A 17962-nucleotide genomic window follows, 5' to 3' on the forward strand; every position below is an offset into this window, starting at 1 on the left:
AGGGATGCCCTCGCAGGGAAATCAACGGGTGTAGTTATTTAGACGCTTACGTTACTTTTATGAACGCGATTTAGCATAAGTTGTCTGTTCTGCTTTGGTAGTAATGATGTTATTCTTGCTTTGGCTTGGCCCAATGTAATTTTCCTATTGATTTATCCCCTGTATTTCAGATATACTATTTGCATGGCAATTTGTGGAACAAGTACAGTGACAGTCGGTGGAAGGGCGTTTGTCGTAGCAATTCGCACTGACACATCAACGGCGGGATTTAATGTTGAGTGCGGCGAGCTTGGCGTAGTATCTCAGGGGAAGACGGTCAAGGGATCGTTGGCAGCGATTGCCGCGGCAATTGAGCAGCACCTGAGCAACCTGCAGGGCGGCGCTTAATCACCTCGTTATATATTTCGTCAAAAACATGTTATAATCAGGCATGTTGACCAGGCTGAAGATCCAGAATTTCAAGAATCTCGATGATGTTGAGATAGAGCTTGGCGAATATGTTGTATTTGTAGGCCCGAACAACTGCGGCAAGACAACCGCTTTACAGGCGATAGCCCTTTGGAATGTCGGCCTTCGCGCATGGAACACTAAAAGGAAAGGAAAAGCATCCCCTGAAAAAGGTCCAAGGGTTGCGATAAACCGTAAGGACATTACTGCTATCCCCGTTCCTGTTGCAAGGCTTCTGTGGCGCAATCTTAAAGTACGCAATGTCAAGCACAGCAATGAAACAAACCCCCACATTGATTATATCTTTATAAACGTAATCGTCGAAGGAATAACTAATGGAGTTGTATGGAACTGCGGACTTGAATTCGGTTATGCAAACGAAGAATCGTTTTACTGCCGTCCTTTACGAACAGAAACATGGAAAGACGACAAATCACGAATGACGGTATGTGACGAGGCCTCAGGCATTCGGATTGCCTTTCTTCCTCCAATGTCTGGTTTGGCGGCGACAGAGCCTAAAGTAGAGCCTGGCAGGATTAATGTCCTCATTGGTGAAGGTCAGACAGCTCAAGTTCTCCGCAATCTTTGCTACCAAATATATGATACGGACCCCGATTCATGGAAAAAACTAACCCTATATATGAAAAAACTATTCGGAGTGGACATCTTACCACCCGATTTTATCATGGAACGGGGGGAAATATCCATGTCTTATAAGGATATAGCTAAAATTAAATTCGACATCTCCGCCTCCGGCAGGGGATTTCAGCAAACCCTGCTTTTGCTGGCGTATCTTTACGCAAATCCTAAGACTGTTCTCCTTCTTGACGAACCTGACGCCCATCTTGAGACACTCCGTCAGCGCCAGATTTACCAGACCCTCATAGATGTATCCAAGGAAACCGGCTCTCAAATAATAATCGCGAGCCATTCAGAGGTAATCATGAGAGAGGCCGCAGAGCGTGATCTTGTGATAGCCTTTTTGGGAAAGAATCCCCACAGCATCAATGGCAGATACAGCCAATTATCGAAATCCCTCACAGATATTCCCTTCGACAATTACTATCTGGCAGAGCAAACAGGCTGGGTTTTATACTTAGAGGGTTCGACAGATTTAGATATACTCAGAGAGTTTGCAAAAGTGCTTGGACATGAAGCAGAGAGATACCTTGAGCGGCCATTTTTTCATCCCACAAACAACAAAGATGACGGTGTTAATAGTCACTTCTTCGCCCTTTGTGAATCAAAGAAAGACCTCGTAGGGATAGCAATATATGATAATTTAGGAAAAGATATCAAAAAACACGATCAATTAGTTCAGTTAATGTGGAAGAAAAACGAGATTGAAAATTATCTGTGTACAAAGGAAACTCTTCTTGATTATGCGCGCTATGGCCACGCGACTTATAATGACCTGCCGGATGATTCAGAAATACAACGAAGGGTAACTGCTATGGAGGAATCCATTAATGAAATCGCCACAGCGTTGAAAACGATTAAAGATACAGACATATGGTCGCCGACGTTAAAGGCGTCTGACGATGTGCTTATACCGTTGTTTAAAGTCTATTTCAAAAAAATATCTCAGTACAATATCTTGAATAAAAGCGATTACCACATCCTCGCTCGCTACGTTCCAAAAGAGGACATTGACGCGGAGGTTGTCGAAAAATTAGACGCGATTGTGGAGACTGCGAAAAAAGCTGCGTCGTTTAATATCTGAAAGTCCTGTTTATTTCCTGTTTTTTTATTTCCGGTTTGAAAATCCCGCCCACTTTGTACTGCTCTGAATGCTGTCTGTGCAAATTCCAATTAGCGATATACGCACTGGCAAGCTCTCTTGATTTTATGACTAACAAATTTTCGGCGTTTTCATATTCCGCTGATCTTGTAAAATTGAAACTTCCGGTAATAACGGTTTCCCTGTCAATAATCATAACCTTATTATGGGCTATGTTGTGGATAGCGTCTATGTAAGTCGGTATCCCCTCATTCGCTGTGAATGTTGCAGCGCTGTATTGGTCTGAAAGGTTGCTCTTGTCCAGAATGATTGCTATGTTCACACCGTTTTTTTTGGCTCTCACAAGAGCCTCGGCTATCGGCTTTGAGGTAAAGGAATATGCCTGGATGAGGATTTCTGAGCGCGCCTTGCCGATTTCAGCAACTATGGCCTCAGTTGCCCCGCCCATCGGTGAAAAGTACACATGGGCATTGGTGTTCAACGGCACATCAAGGGCGTAGGCCGATGTGGCAAGACTAATGAAAATTATGGCTGCTACTGATAGGAGCTTCTCAGCCCTTAGTGGCATTGTCCAAAGCCGTGCTGTCAGGCCTTCTCGTCACATACGGAGACATCGGAAAGGCCTTTTCCAATTCCGCCATTTTCCCCTTCGCCGCGTCGGCCTTGCCAGAGGCGGAAAGTATAGACGCCCATTCAAACAGTGCCAGGTCTTTGAATATCGGGGATTTCAGCGCGTAGAGCTTTTCAATGGTCTGAAGCGCCTTGTCAGAGGCACCTTTGCCTTTATAAAGCCCGAAGAGCCTATAGTACGATATAGGCAGCAGTTCATTGTCTGTCTGGTATGTGTTATTAAACTGAATAAGGGTCTTCTCCGCCTCGTCTGTGTTGCCCAGCTCAATGAGTGCCGCCGCGGTATAAAGCAGTGAAATTGGGGATTTCGAATCGTTGTATGAGCGCTGGAAGTCGGCCAGAGACGCCTTCAATCTTTTTTCCGAGTCCGCCGTGGAACTTTGGCCATAAAAGGCGTTATACGCGCGTGAGTTCAATGCCGAGACCTGGTCGCGCGAATAGGAGCGATAGATTACGATTAACGAGACAATGACTATAAGGCCAACGGCCGCGCCCATAACGAGCTGCGAACGTTTTTTATTCTTATCAATATAGTGTTTCAGGTGTTCGTACGATGAGTCCCTTTCGTTTTGAGAAACGTTATGTTTAACAGGTCTTTTTTTAATGACTTTAGGCATATTTGCATTCTCCAGTTAGATTATAAATTTTTACAGAGTTTATTTGCTAAATATTGCGATTGTTGAAAAATATCACCTACTTTGCCATGTGGAATCCCCGCGCCGAGCAGGACTTTAACGGCCATGTCCTTAGTTATCAGGTCATGGGGCGAATGTGTGTCCGTGTTAATAACAAGCGGCACACCGAACTGCGAGGCCTTCATGGCGACATGCCCGTTTGTCAGGCTGTGGCCCTTGCGGGCGGTTATCTCAAGCGTGACGCCGCAGTCCCTTGCGAGGCGGCAATCCTCGTCTGAGATAAGGCCGGGATGAGCAAGGATATCAACTCCGGCCTCAATAGCTGCCCTGTTAGTGCCTTCTTTGACTGGTTCGACGATGGTTTCTCCATGAACGACGACTAATCGGGCACCAAGTGACCGGGCAAGGCTTGTGAGGGTGCCAATCATTGCCGGTGGCACATGGGTAAGCTCAACACCGGGGATGACCTTGATATTACAATGGCGATTGAGGTCATCCGCGGCTCTTGAGATATTGCCAACGATGAACTCAATGTTGCTGCTGTCTGTGTGGTCAGTAAGGGCGATGGCCGTATAGCCAGCGGCATATGCCCTTTGGACAAGTTCGGAAGCGACAAGCTCCCCGTCGCTAAAAAACGTGTGCGTATGCAGGTCAATCATAGTATTATCCAACCTCCCAAAGGCATTGGACTATTATAATGGTTTAGCCCATGATTTTTGCAAGGGCAAATATATGGGCTAAAAAACAGTCCAGCGCTGCGGTATAAAAATTTTCTCAAAAGTCATAAGCGCGAAACGGTCTGTCATCCCCGCGATGAAGTCACAGACATGCGTAAGCAGCCCATCGCTATCAGCCGCCGTGGTGCCGATGACGCGGTGAGGAATAAGCTCCGGGTGCTCACAGTAATATTGATAAAGGCTTTGAACGATATTCTCCGCCTTATGAAACTCCTCTTTCAGTTTATCGCTTTCATAGACCCTGGCGTAGAGAAAACTGCGCAGGTTATTCACGGCGGCAAGTATGCCATCAGTCATGGTGATTCGCTCTAATCCTGCCTCTAATGTGTTATAAACCAAATCCCTGACCATAGTGTCTATACGCCTGGAGTGGGATTTTCCGAGGACAGAGGATATATCATCGGGGATGTCTTTCCTGTGAATGACCTCTGCCCTGAGGGCGTCGTCAAGGTCGTGGTTGAGGTAGGCGATGACATCGGAGATACGAACGACCTGTCCTTCCAGCGTGTCGGCCATTTCGTTTGGAGCGTCAGATAGTATCTTACCCATGCCCTTTGAGTGCTTGATAATACCGTTTCTGACCTCGTATGTGAGGTTAAGGCCGGTGCCGTTTTTCTCAAGTATATCTACAACCCTCAGGCTCTGGACGTAGTGGTCAAAGCCACCGGGGTGAATCCTTCGCAGCACCGCCTCCCCAGCGTGTCCAAAAGGGGTGTGTCCGAGGTCATGCCCAAGGGCGATTGCCTCTGTGAGGTCCTCGTTTAGTCTGAGGGCGCGTGATATGGTGCGCGATATCTGGGATACTTCAAGTACGTGCGTAAGGCGTGTCCTGTAGTGGTCGCCCTTTGGGGCAAGAAAGACCTGAGTCTTGTGTTTGAGGCGCCTGAAGGATTTACAGTGAATAATCCTGTCACGGTCGCGTTGAAAGCATGTTCGGATATCCCCCTCTTTTTCGGGCGTCTGGCGTCCCCTTGTGCCGACGCTTTGACAGGCGCGGGGGTGTAATATATTTTTCTCTATTGCCTCTGTCTGTTGTCTGATTATCACGTCATCCCCTCATCATCTGAGAATAAACGCGCAGGCTCATGAGTGATTACATCTAAAGGAACTGTCTCATCGGAGGCGGCAACGCCGAGTTCCTTAAACTTTCTCAACGTGGGCAGGAGCCTCTTGTCAAGGGAAGCAACGACGGAGTTATACCCGTCAACAGATTTCTTAATACCCTTTCCAAGCTCGGCAAGGTACCTGATGAAGACATTTGACCGCTCATATAGTTCTTTAGCGGCCTTGCTTATCAGCTCCGCGTTTTTGGTCATTTGCTCCTGCCTCCAGCCAAAGGCGATGGCGCGCAGAAGGGCAATCAACGTAAACGGGGTGGCGATTATAATCCTCTTTGAGGCGGCATCCTCAAGGAGCGCGATATCATATTCGAGCGCGGCGCTAAAGAACGACTCCCCGGGTAAAAACAGGACGACAAACTCCGGCGACTTCTTAAACTGCTCCCAGTATGCCTTCTGTGCTAATCTCTCCATGTGGTCTCTGACATGCCGCGCGTGTTTTTTAAACAATATCGCCCTGTTGTCATCCGGCGTGTCTGAGGATACGGCCTCGACATAGGCAATGAGAGAGACCTTAGAGTCCACGACGATGTCCCTGTTCGATGGCAGATGTATTATCATGTCCGGCCTTAGGCGTCCTGTGTCTGTGTCCACGGAGGTCTGCAGGTTGAAGTCGCAGTGTTGCGCCATGCCGGCAAGCTCCACGGTGCGTGTCAGTTGAATTTCACCCCAGCGTCCCCTGATCTGGGGGTTTTTGAGGGCGGTTGCGAGATTAGATGTCTCCTTTTGAAGCTGCTGATTGGAAAGCACGATGTTCTGAATATGTGTGGCGAGGCTTCCATGGTCCCTGTCCCATTTAGATTCGAGTTTTTGGATTTGTTCCTCGTACTTTTTCAGCGTCTCAGTGAGCGGGGAGACGAGGCCATGGATTTTTTCCTGATGGAGGCCGAGGCTGCCCTTAGTTTCAGAGAGGATTTTCTCAAGGGACTCATTGGCCAGCCTGATAAAGTCCTCGGATGTGCTCTTCAGGGCAACCGCCGACAGAGCCGTAAAGGTGTCGGTGAGGTCTTTTTTTGCGTTTTCGATAATACCCCGCTGTGCCCTGAGGTTTTCGTCTGAGGCAACGAGTTTAGTCTGCAAGACGGCGTGGGACTGCCGCGCATCTGACAGGTCTTCCCTAAGGGATATTACCTCGTTGGCCTTATCGATGAGCTGTACCTTGAGCGCGTTGAGCTGAGCCTCGGCGGCCTTGAGGTTGCCTTCAAGCGCTGAGCACTTTAAATAATGCTCGTTAAGCAAACGGCGGCTGACCACAAGCCAGCCCACAAGGGCACCGACCGACAGCCCTGCTATCAATGTAACAATATTTCCCACGGTCAACATCAGCAAGTAGATTATAATGAATCCGGAGGTTATATCACAAGAAAAATTGCTGGTGTCAGGTCTCGGCGGGCTGTTGCCCCCTTGTTCTTTTTTTCGTTTGCTGGTATTATAAGAGGCTAATGTCGAATTGGTTAAAGTTAATCCTAAGATGTGCGGCGGTTGTTCTGGTTTTGGGCCTTGCCGGGGTGTCCGGTGCATCGGCTGCGTCAGAAAATAGGTTCTCTCTGCCTGAGTCCCCGCTTTTTTCTTGTCCGGCGCCGCTTAGGCCACAGGTGGATTTCTGGATAAAGATATTCACCCTGTATACGACTAAACAGGCCGTTATCCACGATAACAGGTATTTAAACATTATTTATTCGGTAGTTGACTTAACAGAAGACCAGAGCAACTCAAAAAAGGCCAGAATTGGAGTGCTGTCTTTTGAGATAAGCAAATACAGGGAAATACTCCTTAAGCTGGATAAACTCAAGCCCGATGACCCGGATGAGATAAATAATCTGTCACCTGAGGAGTCTCGCGTATATGAGATGTTCAGAGGCATTGAGGGTGCTAACAAGTTTTCTGAGGCGGCAGACCGTCTGAGGGCACAAATCGGGCAAAAGGACCGTTTCCAGAAGGCATTGTCAAAATCAACACTGTACCTGAAAGAAATGGAAAGGATTTTTAGAGAAGAGGGCGTTCCGGTGGCTTTGACAAGGCTGCCATTTGTTGAGTCGTCCTTTGACGTATCGGCCTATTCATGGGCAAAGGCTGCGGGAATATGGCAATTTACCGACTCCACGGGCAGGATATTTCTCAGGATGAACTCAATTGTGGACGAAAGAATTGACCCTGAGAAGTCAACCAGGGCGGCGGCAAGGCTTTTATTGGATAACTATGCACAGCTTGGTTCATGGCCTTTGGCCGTAACGGCATACAATCACGGCGCGTCAGGTTTGTCAAGGGCCAAAAAAGACCTCTCTACCAGCGATATATCGGAGATAGTGGAAAAGTACAAAGGGCCTTCCTTTGGTTTTGCGTCAAGGAATTATTATACTGAATTTTTAGCCGTTTTAGAAATCCTTGAAGATTATCAAAGTTACTTCGGTGACGTGGAATTTATGTACCCAAAGGAATACGAAGTCCTGCGCACGGGCAGATCCATGAAGGTAAGCGCCATTGCGGCCGCTTGTTCATTAGAAGAGATCAGACGCCTGAACCCCGAATTAAAACCATCCGTAATGGCGTCGAAGACATCGCTTCCCTGCGATTATTTTTTGAAGCTGCCCCCCGGCACTAAAGACTCATTAAAATCCCAGGTCAAAACAGAGACGCCACCACCACAGGCTAAGCCATCCACCCAAACACGAAAGACCGATATAGCCTCAAAATCAGATGCGTCAAAAAAAAAAGAACCTCAGCCGGGAAAGGCCATTCACATAAAGCCCGGCGCGCCACTTACGGCAAGCATCCCCAAAACAGGCACAAAGCCGAAAGCGGACACCGCAAAAAAACCTGAGACGAGCCAGTCAGCGCCACCCAAAATCGAAAAAAAACCCCCTGTGGCTACCGTAGCGGAGAAACCAACTCCTGACCCCAAAGGCGATGCCAAAAAATCTACACCTAAACCACAGATAGCCAGACATCATAAAGTTATTACCGGCCAAAACCTGTTCTCAATTGCGAAGATGTATAATGTTTCTGTGAAGGACTTAATGAAGCTCAACTCCATTGGCGACCCCTCGAAGGTTAGACCCGGCAGAGTTCTGCAAATCCCCGAAAAAAGTTAATGTCGCACCATTCGCTCCCGCAATAATCTACAACCGGCTCCAACCGGACATTGTAGACTTGGCCCATACGGCCTTTTTAAAAGTGCTTGACTTTTAATGAAAAATAAAGATACAATCACAGGGAGAGATAGTTTTCTCATTTCAGGAGTGGGAATAACCCACTCTTTTGTTTTATGGGCATGGTAATTTGGGCATAGAGATAATGAGACGCCTTGAGGCGATAGCTAAGGAGGCAGCCCTGCAAAGGTCTGTGGAGCTGTTTAGCGTGGAATTAAAAGGACAAGGAGCAAGAAAGATATTGAGAGTAACGATAGACAAAGACCCGGCGGTCTCCATAGCCGACTGCGCGGGGATGAGCAGAGACCTCAGCGCCATGCTTGACGTAGAGGGCATACTCAAGGGTGGATATACGCTTGAAGTAACCTCCCCAGGTATTGACAGGCCGCTTAGAAATAAGGCCGATTTTATAAAATACACCGGCAAACTTGCTAAAATCGTGACAAAGGCCGCTGCGGGGGCAAAGGACAACTGCTTCACCGGGACAATAGTGTCTGTTACGGAGGATGCGGTTTCGCTTGAGGACAAAAGGGCAACGGTTGAAATAAAGTTTCCCGATATCATAAGAGCCAAACTGGAGATTGAGATAAAATGAGCAAAGAGCTTCGTTACATTATCGATCAAATAAGCCATGAGAAAGGGATTTCCAGGGAAACTCTCAGGACAACGATTGAGTCAGCGATGTTGACCGCGGTAAAACGGAAATTTACAAAATTCGATAATATCGGACTGACTATCAGCCCCATCGATTATGAGGTCAGTGTCTTTAAGATAAGGTCTGTCGTTGATACAGTGACAGACAATCAAACACAGGTGTCTTTAGAAGAGGCCATTGCCATTTCTCCGGATGCCTCTTTAGGTTGTACGATTAACGAGCCGCTTGATATAAAAGACTTCGGGCGCATAGCGGCACAAACGGCAAAACAGGTCATAATGCAGAAGGTTCGTGAGGCCGAAAGAGACGTCATCTATGACAAGTTTGCCAATAAGGTCGGCACTGTCGTCTCTGGCACTATCATCAGAAAGGACAGGTTTTCCTACAGCGTCAGCGTCGGCAAGGCAGAGGCCGTCCTTCCGGTAAAGGAAACGCTTCAGCGGGAGCATTTTAAAAACGGCGACATCATCAGGGCATATATCGAATTGGTCAATACCACGAACAAGGGGCCGCAGATCGTGCTTTCGAGGATTTCGACAAATTTTGTCGCCGCGTTGTTTAAAATGGAAGTGCCGGAAATCAGCGACAATATTGTTCAGATAAAGGATGTCGTACGGGAACCGGGTGAGAGGACAAAAATCGCCGTCTTCACAAAAGACTCCACCATAGACCCGATTGGCGCCTGTGTGGGGATGAAGGGCACGCGGGTTCAGGCAATTGTCCGGGAACTTAGGGGCGAACGAATTGATATCATCCATTGGACCCCCGACTTAAGGCTCTACATAGCAAGGGCGCTAACCCCCGCGGAAGTGGACAAAATCGGTATAAATGAAGAGGATAAAACCGCGATGGTCGTCGTTGATGACTCGCAACTTTCTGTGGCAATAGGGAAGAAGGGCCAGAATGTTAAGCTGGCTATGAAACTCACCGGCTGGGACATTGATATAATCAGCGAATCCAGATACTCAAAGATAAGGCAGGACAAGTCCGACAAGTCTATTGACGAGATACTGCAAGAGAGGCAACCCGAAGAGCAGTCGTAGGATTGTCATTTTCTCGCTGAAATGGGGTGCTGAGCCGGGGTCGCAGGGGACGGGGGCTTCAAACAAATGTGGAACAAGATAAAAAGAGACTTTGAACACGGCATAGAAAAGCTCCAGTGGTTTGCCTCCATTATAAGCGAACGGCTGGCCATTGAGGTGTCCTTCATAAAGACGCTGGCAAAAATAGACAACCTCGAAAAAAAAAGGGAAGAGCTTTTCGGCTCAATAGGCAAAAATGCCTACGAGCTGAGTTTCAACAGGACTACGGACATATATAACCACCATAAGGTTCAGCAGGCAATCCGGGAGATTTCCTCTCTTGACAGAGATATTGAGGATTTGAAAAAAGAGGCCGGCGAAATAATTTCGACGGAGGGATAGCCCTGCCGCCATACTACATATTAACCTTTGTCTTGGGCGTCTTTGGCCTGATAGTCGGTTCGTTTCTAAACGTCTGCATATACAGGCTGCCCATCAAGGGCCTTTCTATTGTAACGCCGCCGTCGGGCTGCCCTGTCTGCGGTAAAAGAATCAAGCCGTGGCATAACATACCGGTTATTAGTTATCTGGCCCTCAGGGGCAGGTGTGCCTGCTGCGGGGTGCATATATCGCTTCGATACCCTGTGGTGGAACTCCTAAACGCGGTATTCTATGTACTGATTTATGCGAAGTTTGGCCTTTCGGCGTATTCAATATACTATATGATGTTTATATCGGCGTTGATTGTGATAACCTTTATAGACATAGACTATCAGATAATCCCCGATGTGATAACGCTGCCGGGGATAGTGCTGGGGGTTGTTGGTTCGATATTCATATTGCCTGAACCGCATTATGGCAGACTTATTGGCATTTCCGGGTCTTTGATAGGGCTGTTAACGGGCGGGGTGATATTTTATATCATTGCCGTGGTAAGCAGGGGGGGCATGGGTGGGGGCGATATAAAATTTATGGCGATGGTTGGGGCAACGATGGGCTGGAAATCTGTCTTGCTGACGATTTTTATCGGGAGTTTTGCGGGGTCTGTCTATGGGATTTCCCTGATGGTATTTAAGGGAAAGGGCAGGAAGACGAGGATTCCATTCGGGCCATTTTTGTCGCTTGGAGCGGCGGTGTCTTTATTTTACAGCAGGGAGATTATCGCATTTTACTTAAACCTGTGAGGGCAGCCCACGCATTCACAAATTCGTCCAGCGGCAGCGCAAAGCCGTAATTTCGTACATAGCACATACCCCTCTTCAGAGTATATGGTGTTGACACAGTTTTCTTTAACAGCCCCTAAAGGCCAAGTATTTCCCGTGCCTTACTTTTCAACTCCTTGGGACTGAATGGTTTTGTTATGTATAAATCGCAGCCGCTTTCAGCGCCTTTTTCCTTGTCAAACTCCTGTCCCTTGGCAGTAAGCATTATGATATATACCTCTTTCATCCCAAGTGTGTTCTTAACGGTGTTACATACGTCAAAACCGTTCATTTTGGGCATCATAACATCAAGAAAGACAAGCTCAGGCCTCTTTTCTTTTATTGTTTCAAGAGCCTCTTCACCGTTTTGGGCGGTAAGTATATCCACACCCTCATCCTCAAGAGATTCAAGTGTTTGTTCAATAAGCATTCTAATATGCTGTTCGTCATCTGCTATCAGAATTGCAGGCATCGTTGTTGTCCCCCCTAATTATTTTTTCCTGATTCTCCGGGTTTATCTTATTATTGTCCACGGCCTTGAAGAATGCCTCAACCACCGTTGGGTCAAACTGTGTACCGGAGCATTTTCTCAACTCTTGCAGGGCTGTACCAAAAGGTAAACCCTTTCTGTATGGCCTGTCTGAGGTCATTGCGTCAAAGGTATCGGCAACGGCTATTATTCTGGCAATCAAGTCAATCTCCAACCCTTTGAGCTTATCCGGATAACCCCTGCCGTCAAAACGTTCATGGTGAGATTTAACGCCCGGAATGATGCCTTTCAGTTCCTCTATGTATGACAGTATATCCCGTCCGCAAGTCGTGTGGGTCTTGATCTCCTCAAACTCCTCGTCTGTCAGCTTGGCAGTCTTACGCAACACATTGTCGCTGACGCCTATCTTTCCTATGTCGTGAAGTACCGCGGCAAGCTCAAGCCTCTCTTTATCCCCCGCGGATATGCCAAGATTCGCCGAAATAGCGACACTGTATTCCTTCACCCGCTTTGTGTGGCCTCCGGTGTATGGGTCTCTTTTTTCTATTGTCTCTGCAAGTGTGTAAACCGTTTTGATAAAGGCCTCCTTAAGAGATTCGTACAGTCTTGCGTTGTCCATAGCAAAGGCTGCCTGAGACACCAGTGTACAGAAAAAATTAAGGTCATCAGCCGTGTAGTTGAATGGCTCTATGGTGCTTGCCATAACAATGCCAAGGGCCTTTTCCTTTGCCTTTATCGGTGAGCAGATCAGAGAACTTACACTGCCCGTTTCCATTGCACACCTGGGGTCTGAGCGGCAGTCGTTGATTATCTCAGCCTTGCCGGAGTGCATAACAACGCCGGCAATCCCAAATGCCGACATTTGCGCCCCGCCGTTGCCGCTTTCGCCGCCGCTTTCGGCAACTAACTTCAGCATACCGGTTATCTCATCTGTGAGCATAACTGACACATTATCTGCCCTAATCTGCTCCGACACATGCTTTATCAGAAACTCTGCTATCTCCTTAACATTAAACGCGTTGACCTTTTCCACAAAATCATAAAGCATCGTAAGTTCGCTGTATTTATTTAGTGTCTCAGCGGCCAGCGCCTTTTTCTGCACCTCTGCCCCTACGATATAATTAAGTAAAGAGGCCATAGCGGCAATCTTACTGACATTCTCACCATAAATCCACCCCACCGTCTTACCGTCAACCGTTATGGGCAGGCCGGACAGATAATCGCCGCCTGTTCCATAGAGCATAGTCCCCGCGCTGTCCTTTATGCAGACATCCACACCCATGGACACGGTAAGCCCCTCAATAAGTTTAGTGATATCTTTTTTTAGAAGGAGTTTTTTCAAATTGAAAATTGCCAATTACTTATAACCTCCCCAGGGCAATCGCATTAGAAACATCCTCTTCTGGATTCCCGCTTTCGCGGGAATGACAGACAACAAATGAACGCCTAAATATGTCAATGCCGCCCTCATTTTTGTCATTCCGGCTTGTCCGGAATCTGTCCTTATGCCTCAGAATAGGCAAAATCATCAAGAAACACCCACTTAAGGGAAGATTCCGGACAAGCCGGAATGACGGAAAGGGACAAGCCGAAATGAGGACATAGGCAATTTCTGCTTTTTTCCCTAATGTGTTTGCCCTGATAACCTCCCTTATCATCATAAGTTAATCCTGGCCTGTCCTTATTACAGGCAGCGTGAAAGAAAAAATACTGCCTTGCCCCTGAGCGCTCGAAACCCATATACGCCCCCCGTGGTGTTCTACAATTTCCTTGCATATAGGAAGCCCAAGCCCCGTCCCTGTCGGCTTATTTGTAAGTGTATCGCCCAGTTGTTTGAACTTCTCGAAAACCATTTCCTGTTCCTCTATGGGTATTCCAGCGCCTTTGTCTGACACAGATACCGTGAGATGCCCGCCGCTGCGGCAGTCCGCCCTCAGGGTTATATCGCCATCTGTGCTGAACTTTATGGCGTTTGAAATCAGGTTTATAACCACCTGCAGAATTCTATCATAATCGCCCACAGTATCGGGAATATTTTTTTCACTCTCTATTATGAGCGCTGAGGAGTCCTTTCTCTGAAAAAGCGAGGATGTTACCCTGACAGCGTGGTTTAGCAGATCCTGCACGTTAATAATATCCTTTTTCCAGACCATCTTGCCGGCCTCCATCTTTGTGAGGTCTAACAAGTTGTTTATCAGAGACGTGAGCCGCTCACTTTCAGATATTATAATAGCAATGTTTTCGTTTATGTTCCTTACCGAACGCTCCACCTTTTTGCCCTCAATATTAACGTGTGGCAGCACCGTCTTTTCAAAGGATTCCTTTATGATCTCCGCAAACCCGTATATAGACGTAAGAGGTGTTCGGAGTTCGTGAGATACGTTAGACAGGAAGGCCGATTTAAGCTCGTCAAGGGCCTTGAGTTTATCGTATGCGGCCTGAAGCTCCGTTGTACGTTCCTTCACCTTCGCATCTAATAAGGCGAAATTGCCCCTGAGTTGCTCCACCATGCTGTTAAAGGCATCGGCAAGGATGCCGATTTCGTCGTTGCGTTTAATATCAATGGTTGCCGTTAAGTCTCCACTTTTAATGCGTAACGCCATTTCTGAAAGCCTCTTCAGTGGGGCCACCATTCTTCTTGAGAACAGATACCCAAAAAATATTAAAAATATCAGACCGGCAAATGCAATTGCCAGTATGCGTCTGCCCATTTCCCGTGAGCTGCTCTGTAGTTCATCCATATACACGGAGGCACAGATGTACCAGCCAAGTGGTTTGTAATACCGCACCCAGGTAATCTTATCATAGACATAGTGGCCCTGGTCTTCAATCTTATCCCACTTATACCTTATGCCTTCGGGGTTATCCGCGGCTTTTGCAAGTTCTTTATATACATTGCGCTTTGCCGGCGTGTTAACGTACACATCCATATCTACTATCTTCATGTCATTACGTGGATGGATGACCATAGAGGCGGTATCATTATCTCTTTTTGGGGAAAATATAAAGACATAGCCTGTTTTTGCCACTTTTATGGCCCTAAGTATTTCACCCAGACTATTAATAGCAGTACTCATCATCTTCCTTGCTGTATTATCAATGTCATCCATATATACACCGGTGGCTATAATCCATTTATGTTTGGGAAGATACTTAAAGTATGTTAACTTATCCTTGGGTTCGGCATCAGTATTAAGCCTTTTCCACTTATAGGTGTGGTACCCTTCACCGTCTTTTAGTGCGGCATCAACCATAGGGGTCAATACGAGTTTGCCTGTAACGTCGGTTATGCCCGAACAATCGCGCCCCACGAGTGTCGGGTCAGGGTGGGCAAGCACTTTTGCATTATTGAAGACAAAGGTATAATCGCTATTTCCGTATTCGAATCTGCTAATCGTATCCAATATCTTTTTTTCGATGTCGCCACGCGAGACGCTGCCAGACTGCTCATCCATGGTGTTAATGTAGCTTTCAGCCATCATTATGACGTTCTTAAGTTCTCTCTTTTTCGCCTGAAGGGCAGACACCCTGTATGACTGCAAGTCGTGGTTGATACTACGCACCATTTCGTACACATTGTCAAGTACTGTCCTTGCCGATGATTTTTCTATTTCAAAGACTTCCTTTTCTATGAAGGACTCGGAATAGAAGTAAATTGTGGCGGTAAAGGCGGCAAGTATGACAACGATGGTGAAAAAGTATTTAATAAAGAGCCTTGATTTAAACATCTATCCCCTCACGCGGCTAAGATTTCTCAGGCCCGTAGAGGTAGATAAAGTAGACATTTTCAAACTCCTTTTCAAACCGCAGCGCCTTGACCAACTCGTCGCGTTCTGAGAGCGTTGCGTCAACAATAATAATATCCGGCTTTTCGGCACGTGCCTTTTCGATACTTCCCGTGCCGTCGGTTGCAGAAACGACCGAATAGCCCTTTGCAAGGAGTACGTCTGTCAGCGTCCTGACGTTTGATTCGTTCTCATCCACGACCATGATCTTCTTTTTTGAAGTGACTCCGGCAAGCAGCGTCCTGATATCGTTAAACAGGAGTTCCTTGTTGATAGGTTTTGTCAGGTAGCGGTCAACGCCAAGACGCCGACCTCGTTCAGCGTCCTCAACAATGGACAGGATAATGACGGGCACGTCTGCCGTTGCGGGGTCGCCTTTGATGACGGCAGCCACATCAAAACCGCTCACCTCCGGCATCATGACGTCTAAAATGATTAGATGAGGACGCATCTCTTTCATGCTTTTAATGGCCTCCACGCCGTTTTTTGCCGTTCTGACGTTGTAGCCCTGGCCCTGGAGTTCCTGAGTCAGGAGTTCACGTATGCTGTCGTCGTCATCAACCACTAAGATGGTTTTACCCCCCGCCGCAATGTTGTCTAAGCTGTCTGAAAGGCTGGTTCTGGCTTCCGCAGTCCCACTGCGAATTGTTTTCACCAGGGTATCAAGATCCGTAGAGGTTAATCTATAGGAATCCACTGACAGCAGCGGCAGCGTAAAGAAAAAAGTGCTTCCCCTGGCTGTGTTGCCCTCTATCCAAATTCGCCCCTTATGGTGGATAACTATCTGTTTGCTGATGGGAAGACCGAGTCCGGTACCTTTTGGTTTATCGGTGAGGGTGTCGCCAACCTGTCTAAACTTCTCAAAGATGGACTCTCTGTCCTTGGGTTCGATACCGATGCCGGTGTCGCTGATGCTTATAACTGCCTCTGAGCCTTGCCGCCATGCACGGCAGGCTACGGTGCCGACATCGGTAAACTTGATAGCGTTAGAGAGAAGGTTAATGACTACCTGAACAAGCCTGTCGCCGTCCCCTACGACTGGCGGGATATCCGGCTCTACATCTACGATGAACTCAAGGCCGGCCTTGTCGCATAGGGATTTTGTGGTTTGAGCGGCCCGCTTGATAATGTCTCCTATGTGGAGGGTTTCATTTTTCCATTCAACCTTTCCCGACTCCATCTTGGCAATATCGAGGACATCGTTGATGAGGCTGGTCAGGCGCATCCCCTCGCCGATAATAATGGCGATGTTGTCTTCAATGAGTTTTATTGAGCGGGCGATTTTTTTTGAGTCCGCGGGAAGGTTGGGGAAGATTTGGTCTCTCAGCCGTTCCTGAATAATCTCGGTAAACCCCAAAATTGAGGTTAACGGTGTCCTCAGTTCATGGGAGACAGTAGATATAAAGTCCGTTTTCATTCTGTCAATGTTTCTCTCTCTGGTAACGTCACTGGTTATGATGACAACGTCATTGGCGTCACGGTTCTGCCACTCTCCGCTGCCAAGGCCGTGCACGCGAACAACGGTGGACGACGCCTTGAGCACCATTGATGAGGACAGCTCGATGTCCGAGGCTACAGGCACGCCGAAGCCTGTGCCGATGCTTTGCTTAAACAGCCGTGACATGTCTTTGCCAAAGACCTGTTCTACCATTTTGCCTATGGCCTCGGAGGCATTAATGCCATAGCAATAGGCCAGCGGTTTGTTGACGCGTGTGATTTCCCCCGCGGCATTGACAACCATCAGGCCGTCAGCCATATTGTCAATGACGGCTTCCAGGTAGTTGTAGATTGAGGTAAGTTTCGCATCCCTTTCGGCCAGATCACCGGCGGCATCCTCGAATCGTTCAAATACCTCTATGATGTCGATTACCAAAAATTGCAGGATACTTGCGAGGGCGTCAAACTCATCGCCGGTATTTATATCGATTGTGGCGTCATAGTCGTGTTCGACAAGTTTTTTCGCGTAGTCAATGATGGCATTCAGGGGTTCGTTTATGAGTTTATTTAAAATTCGAAACAAAACCACCGAAAAAACAGCAAGCATGACCCAAAGCGGCCAGCTAAAGGTTAATGCCGAAACCAAAATCCGTTCTGGCGTAGTGGCTATTCCCGCATGGCGGATACTAAAAACGGTAAAGAGAAAATTCACCACTGCAACAACGGCAACTAAGATAAGAATACTCCGGTGCGCTCTTTTAAAAATCGTCAAATTTTTCATTATTGAATATATCCTCCTGATGCCGACATGGTACTTCATATTTTAAAACAGTCCCCCTAACATGACCGGTTTCCAACAAATGATTTCTTAACCCCGATTATACCGCCACCTAAACGCCAATGTCAATTTTTCA

Annotated in this window: 17 protein-coding genes; 7 read left to right on the plus strand and 10 right to left on the minus strand. The window is 47.4% G+C overall.

Annotated features, from left to right (window positions below):
- Window positions 1-207: 207 nt before the first annotated feature.
- Together AB7D94_RS06100 and AB7D94_RS06105 are read left to right on the plus strand one after the other, a co-directional pair.
- Window positions 208-387 carry a hypothetical protein gene (locus tag AB7D94_RS06100; protein ID WP_420264849.1) on the plus strand — a complete coding sequence of 60 codons (180 nt, stop codon included), beginning with the start codon at window positions 208-210 and terminating at the stop codon, window positions 385-387.
- A gap of 43 nt (window positions 388-430) precedes the next feature.
- Window positions 431-2170 carry an AAA family ATPase gene (locus AB7D94_RS06105; protein ID WP_420264850.1) on the plus strand — a complete coding sequence of 580 codons (1740 nt, stop codon included), beginning with the start codon at window positions 431-433 and terminating at the stop codon, window positions 2168-2170.
- On the opposite strand, the gene AB7D94_RS06110 is transcribed toward AB7D94_RS06105, so the two are convergent.
- The 5 genes from AB7D94_RS06110 to AB7D94_RS06130 form a co-directional block, all read right to left on the minus strand.
- Complete coding sequence (locus AB7D94_RS06110) at window positions 2160-2756, minus strand: phospholipase D family nuclease (RefSeq protein WP_420264851.1); 597 nt, start codon at window positions 2754-2756, stop codon at window positions 2160-2162. The genes AB7D94_RS06105 and AB7D94_RS06110 overlap by 11 nt on opposite strands.
- Window positions 2740-3435, minus strand: coding sequence for a tetratricopeptide repeat protein (locus AB7D94_RS06115; RefSeq protein WP_420264852.1), 696 nt, complete (start codon window positions 3433-3435; stop codon window positions 2740-2742). The genes AB7D94_RS06110 and AB7D94_RS06115 overlap by 17 nt, the downstream gene beginning before the upstream one ends.
- 20 nt (window positions 3436-3455) lie before the next feature.
- Entirely contained in the window at window positions 3456-4112 is a 657-nt protein-coding gene (locus AB7D94_RS06120; RefSeq protein WP_420264853.1) for a histidinol phosphate phosphatase domain-containing protein, read from the minus strand.
- A gap of 78 nt (window positions 4113-4190) precedes the next feature.
- On the minus strand, window positions 4191-5237 hold the full coding sequence (locus tag AB7D94_RS06125; protein ID WP_420264854.1) for a deoxyguanosinetriphosphate triphosphohydrolase: 1047 nt from the start codon (window positions 5235-5237) through the stop codon (window positions 4191-4193).
- Complete coding sequence (locus AB7D94_RS06130) at window positions 5234-6622, minus strand: DNA recombination protein RmuC (protein WP_420264855.1); 1389 nt, start codon at window positions 6620-6622, stop codon at window positions 5234-5236. The genes AB7D94_RS06125 and AB7D94_RS06130 overlap by 4 nt, the downstream gene beginning before the upstream one ends.
- A 128-nt stretch (window positions 6623-6750) precedes the next feature.
- On the opposite strand from AB7D94_RS06130, the gene AB7D94_RS06135 reads away from it, so the two are divergent.
- The 5 genes from AB7D94_RS06135 to AB7D94_RS06155 all read left to right on the plus strand — a co-directional run bounded on the left by AB7D94_RS06135 (window position 6751) and on the right by AB7D94_RS06155 (window position 11318).
- Window positions 6751-8400: a lytic transglycosylase domain-containing protein gene (locus tag AB7D94_RS06135; protein WP_420264856.1), complete on the plus strand. Its 1650-nt coding sequence runs from the start codon at window positions 6751-6753 to the stop codon at window positions 8398-8400.
- Between the two features lie 187 nt (window positions 8401-8587).
- A complete protein-coding gene (locus AB7D94_RS06140; RefSeq protein WP_420264857.1) occupies window positions 8588-9052 on the plus strand; it encodes a ribosome maturation factor RimP in 465 nt (154 codons plus the stop codon).
- The gene (nusA, locus tag AB7D94_RS06145; protein ID WP_420264858.1) at window positions 9049-10155 is read left to right on the plus strand and encodes a transcription termination factor NusA; all 1107 of its coding nucleotides are present in this window, start codon (window positions 9049-9051) and stop codon (window positions 10153-10155) included. The genes AB7D94_RS06140 and nusA overlap by 4 nt, the downstream gene beginning before the upstream one ends.
- 66 nt (window positions 10156-10221) lie before the next feature.
- Window positions 10222-10536 (plus strand): hypothetical protein, encoded by a 315-nt coding sequence (locus tag AB7D94_RS06150; protein WP_420264859.1) that lies wholly within the window; start codon window positions 10222-10224, stop codon window positions 10534-10536.
- A 32-nt stretch (window positions 10537-10568) separates the two neighbouring features.
- Window positions 10569-11318 (plus strand): prepilin peptidase, encoded by a 750-nt coding sequence (locus tag AB7D94_RS06155; protein ID WP_420264860.1) that lies wholly within the window; start codon window positions 10569-10571, stop codon window positions 11316-11318.
- 115 nt (window positions 11319-11433) lie between these two features.
- Here AB7D94_RS06155 and AB7D94_RS06160 read toward each other — a convergent pair whose 3' ends face one another.
- From AB7D94_RS06160 to AB7D94_RS06180, 5 genes are read right to left on the minus strand one after another with little or no spacing between them, the layout of a single operon-like run.
- Window positions 11434-11808, minus strand: a complete 375-nt coding sequence (locus tag AB7D94_RS06160) for a response regulator transcription factor (protein WP_420264861.1) — start codon at window positions 11806-11808, stop codon at window positions 11434-11436.
- A complete protein-coding gene (locus AB7D94_RS06165) occupies window positions 11783-13183 on the minus strand; it encodes an HD domain-containing phosphohydrolase (protein WP_420264862.1) in 1401 nt (466 codons plus the stop codon). Before AB7D94_RS06165 ends, AB7D94_RS06160 begins: the two co-directional genes overlap by 26 nt.
- A gap of 4 nt (window positions 13184-13187) precedes the next feature.
- Window positions 13188-13487 carry a hypothetical protein gene (locus AB7D94_RS06170; RefSeq protein ID WP_420264863.1) on the minus strand — a complete coding sequence of 100 codons (300 nt, stop codon included), beginning with the start codon at window positions 13485-13487 and terminating at the stop codon, window positions 13188-13190.
- Between the two features lie 3 nt (window positions 13488-13490).
- Complete coding sequence (locus tag AB7D94_RS06175; RefSeq protein ID WP_420264864.1) at window positions 13491-15554, minus strand: cache domain-containing protein; 2064 nt, start codon at window positions 15552-15554, stop codon at window positions 13491-13493.
- 16 nt (window positions 15555-15570) lie between these two features.
- Window positions 15571-17829, minus strand: a complete 2259-nt coding sequence (locus AB7D94_RS06180; protein ID WP_420264865.1) for a response regulator — start codon at window positions 17827-17829, stop codon at window positions 15571-15573.
- Between the last annotated feature and the right edge of the window lie 133 nt (window positions 17830-17962).

This window comes from Candidatus Magnetominusculus dajiuhuensis (assembly GCF_046044395.1).
Lineage (GTDB): Bacteria > Nitrospirota > Thermodesulfovibrionia > Thermodesulfovibrionales > Magnetobacteriaceae > Magnetominusculus > Magnetominusculus dajiuhuensis.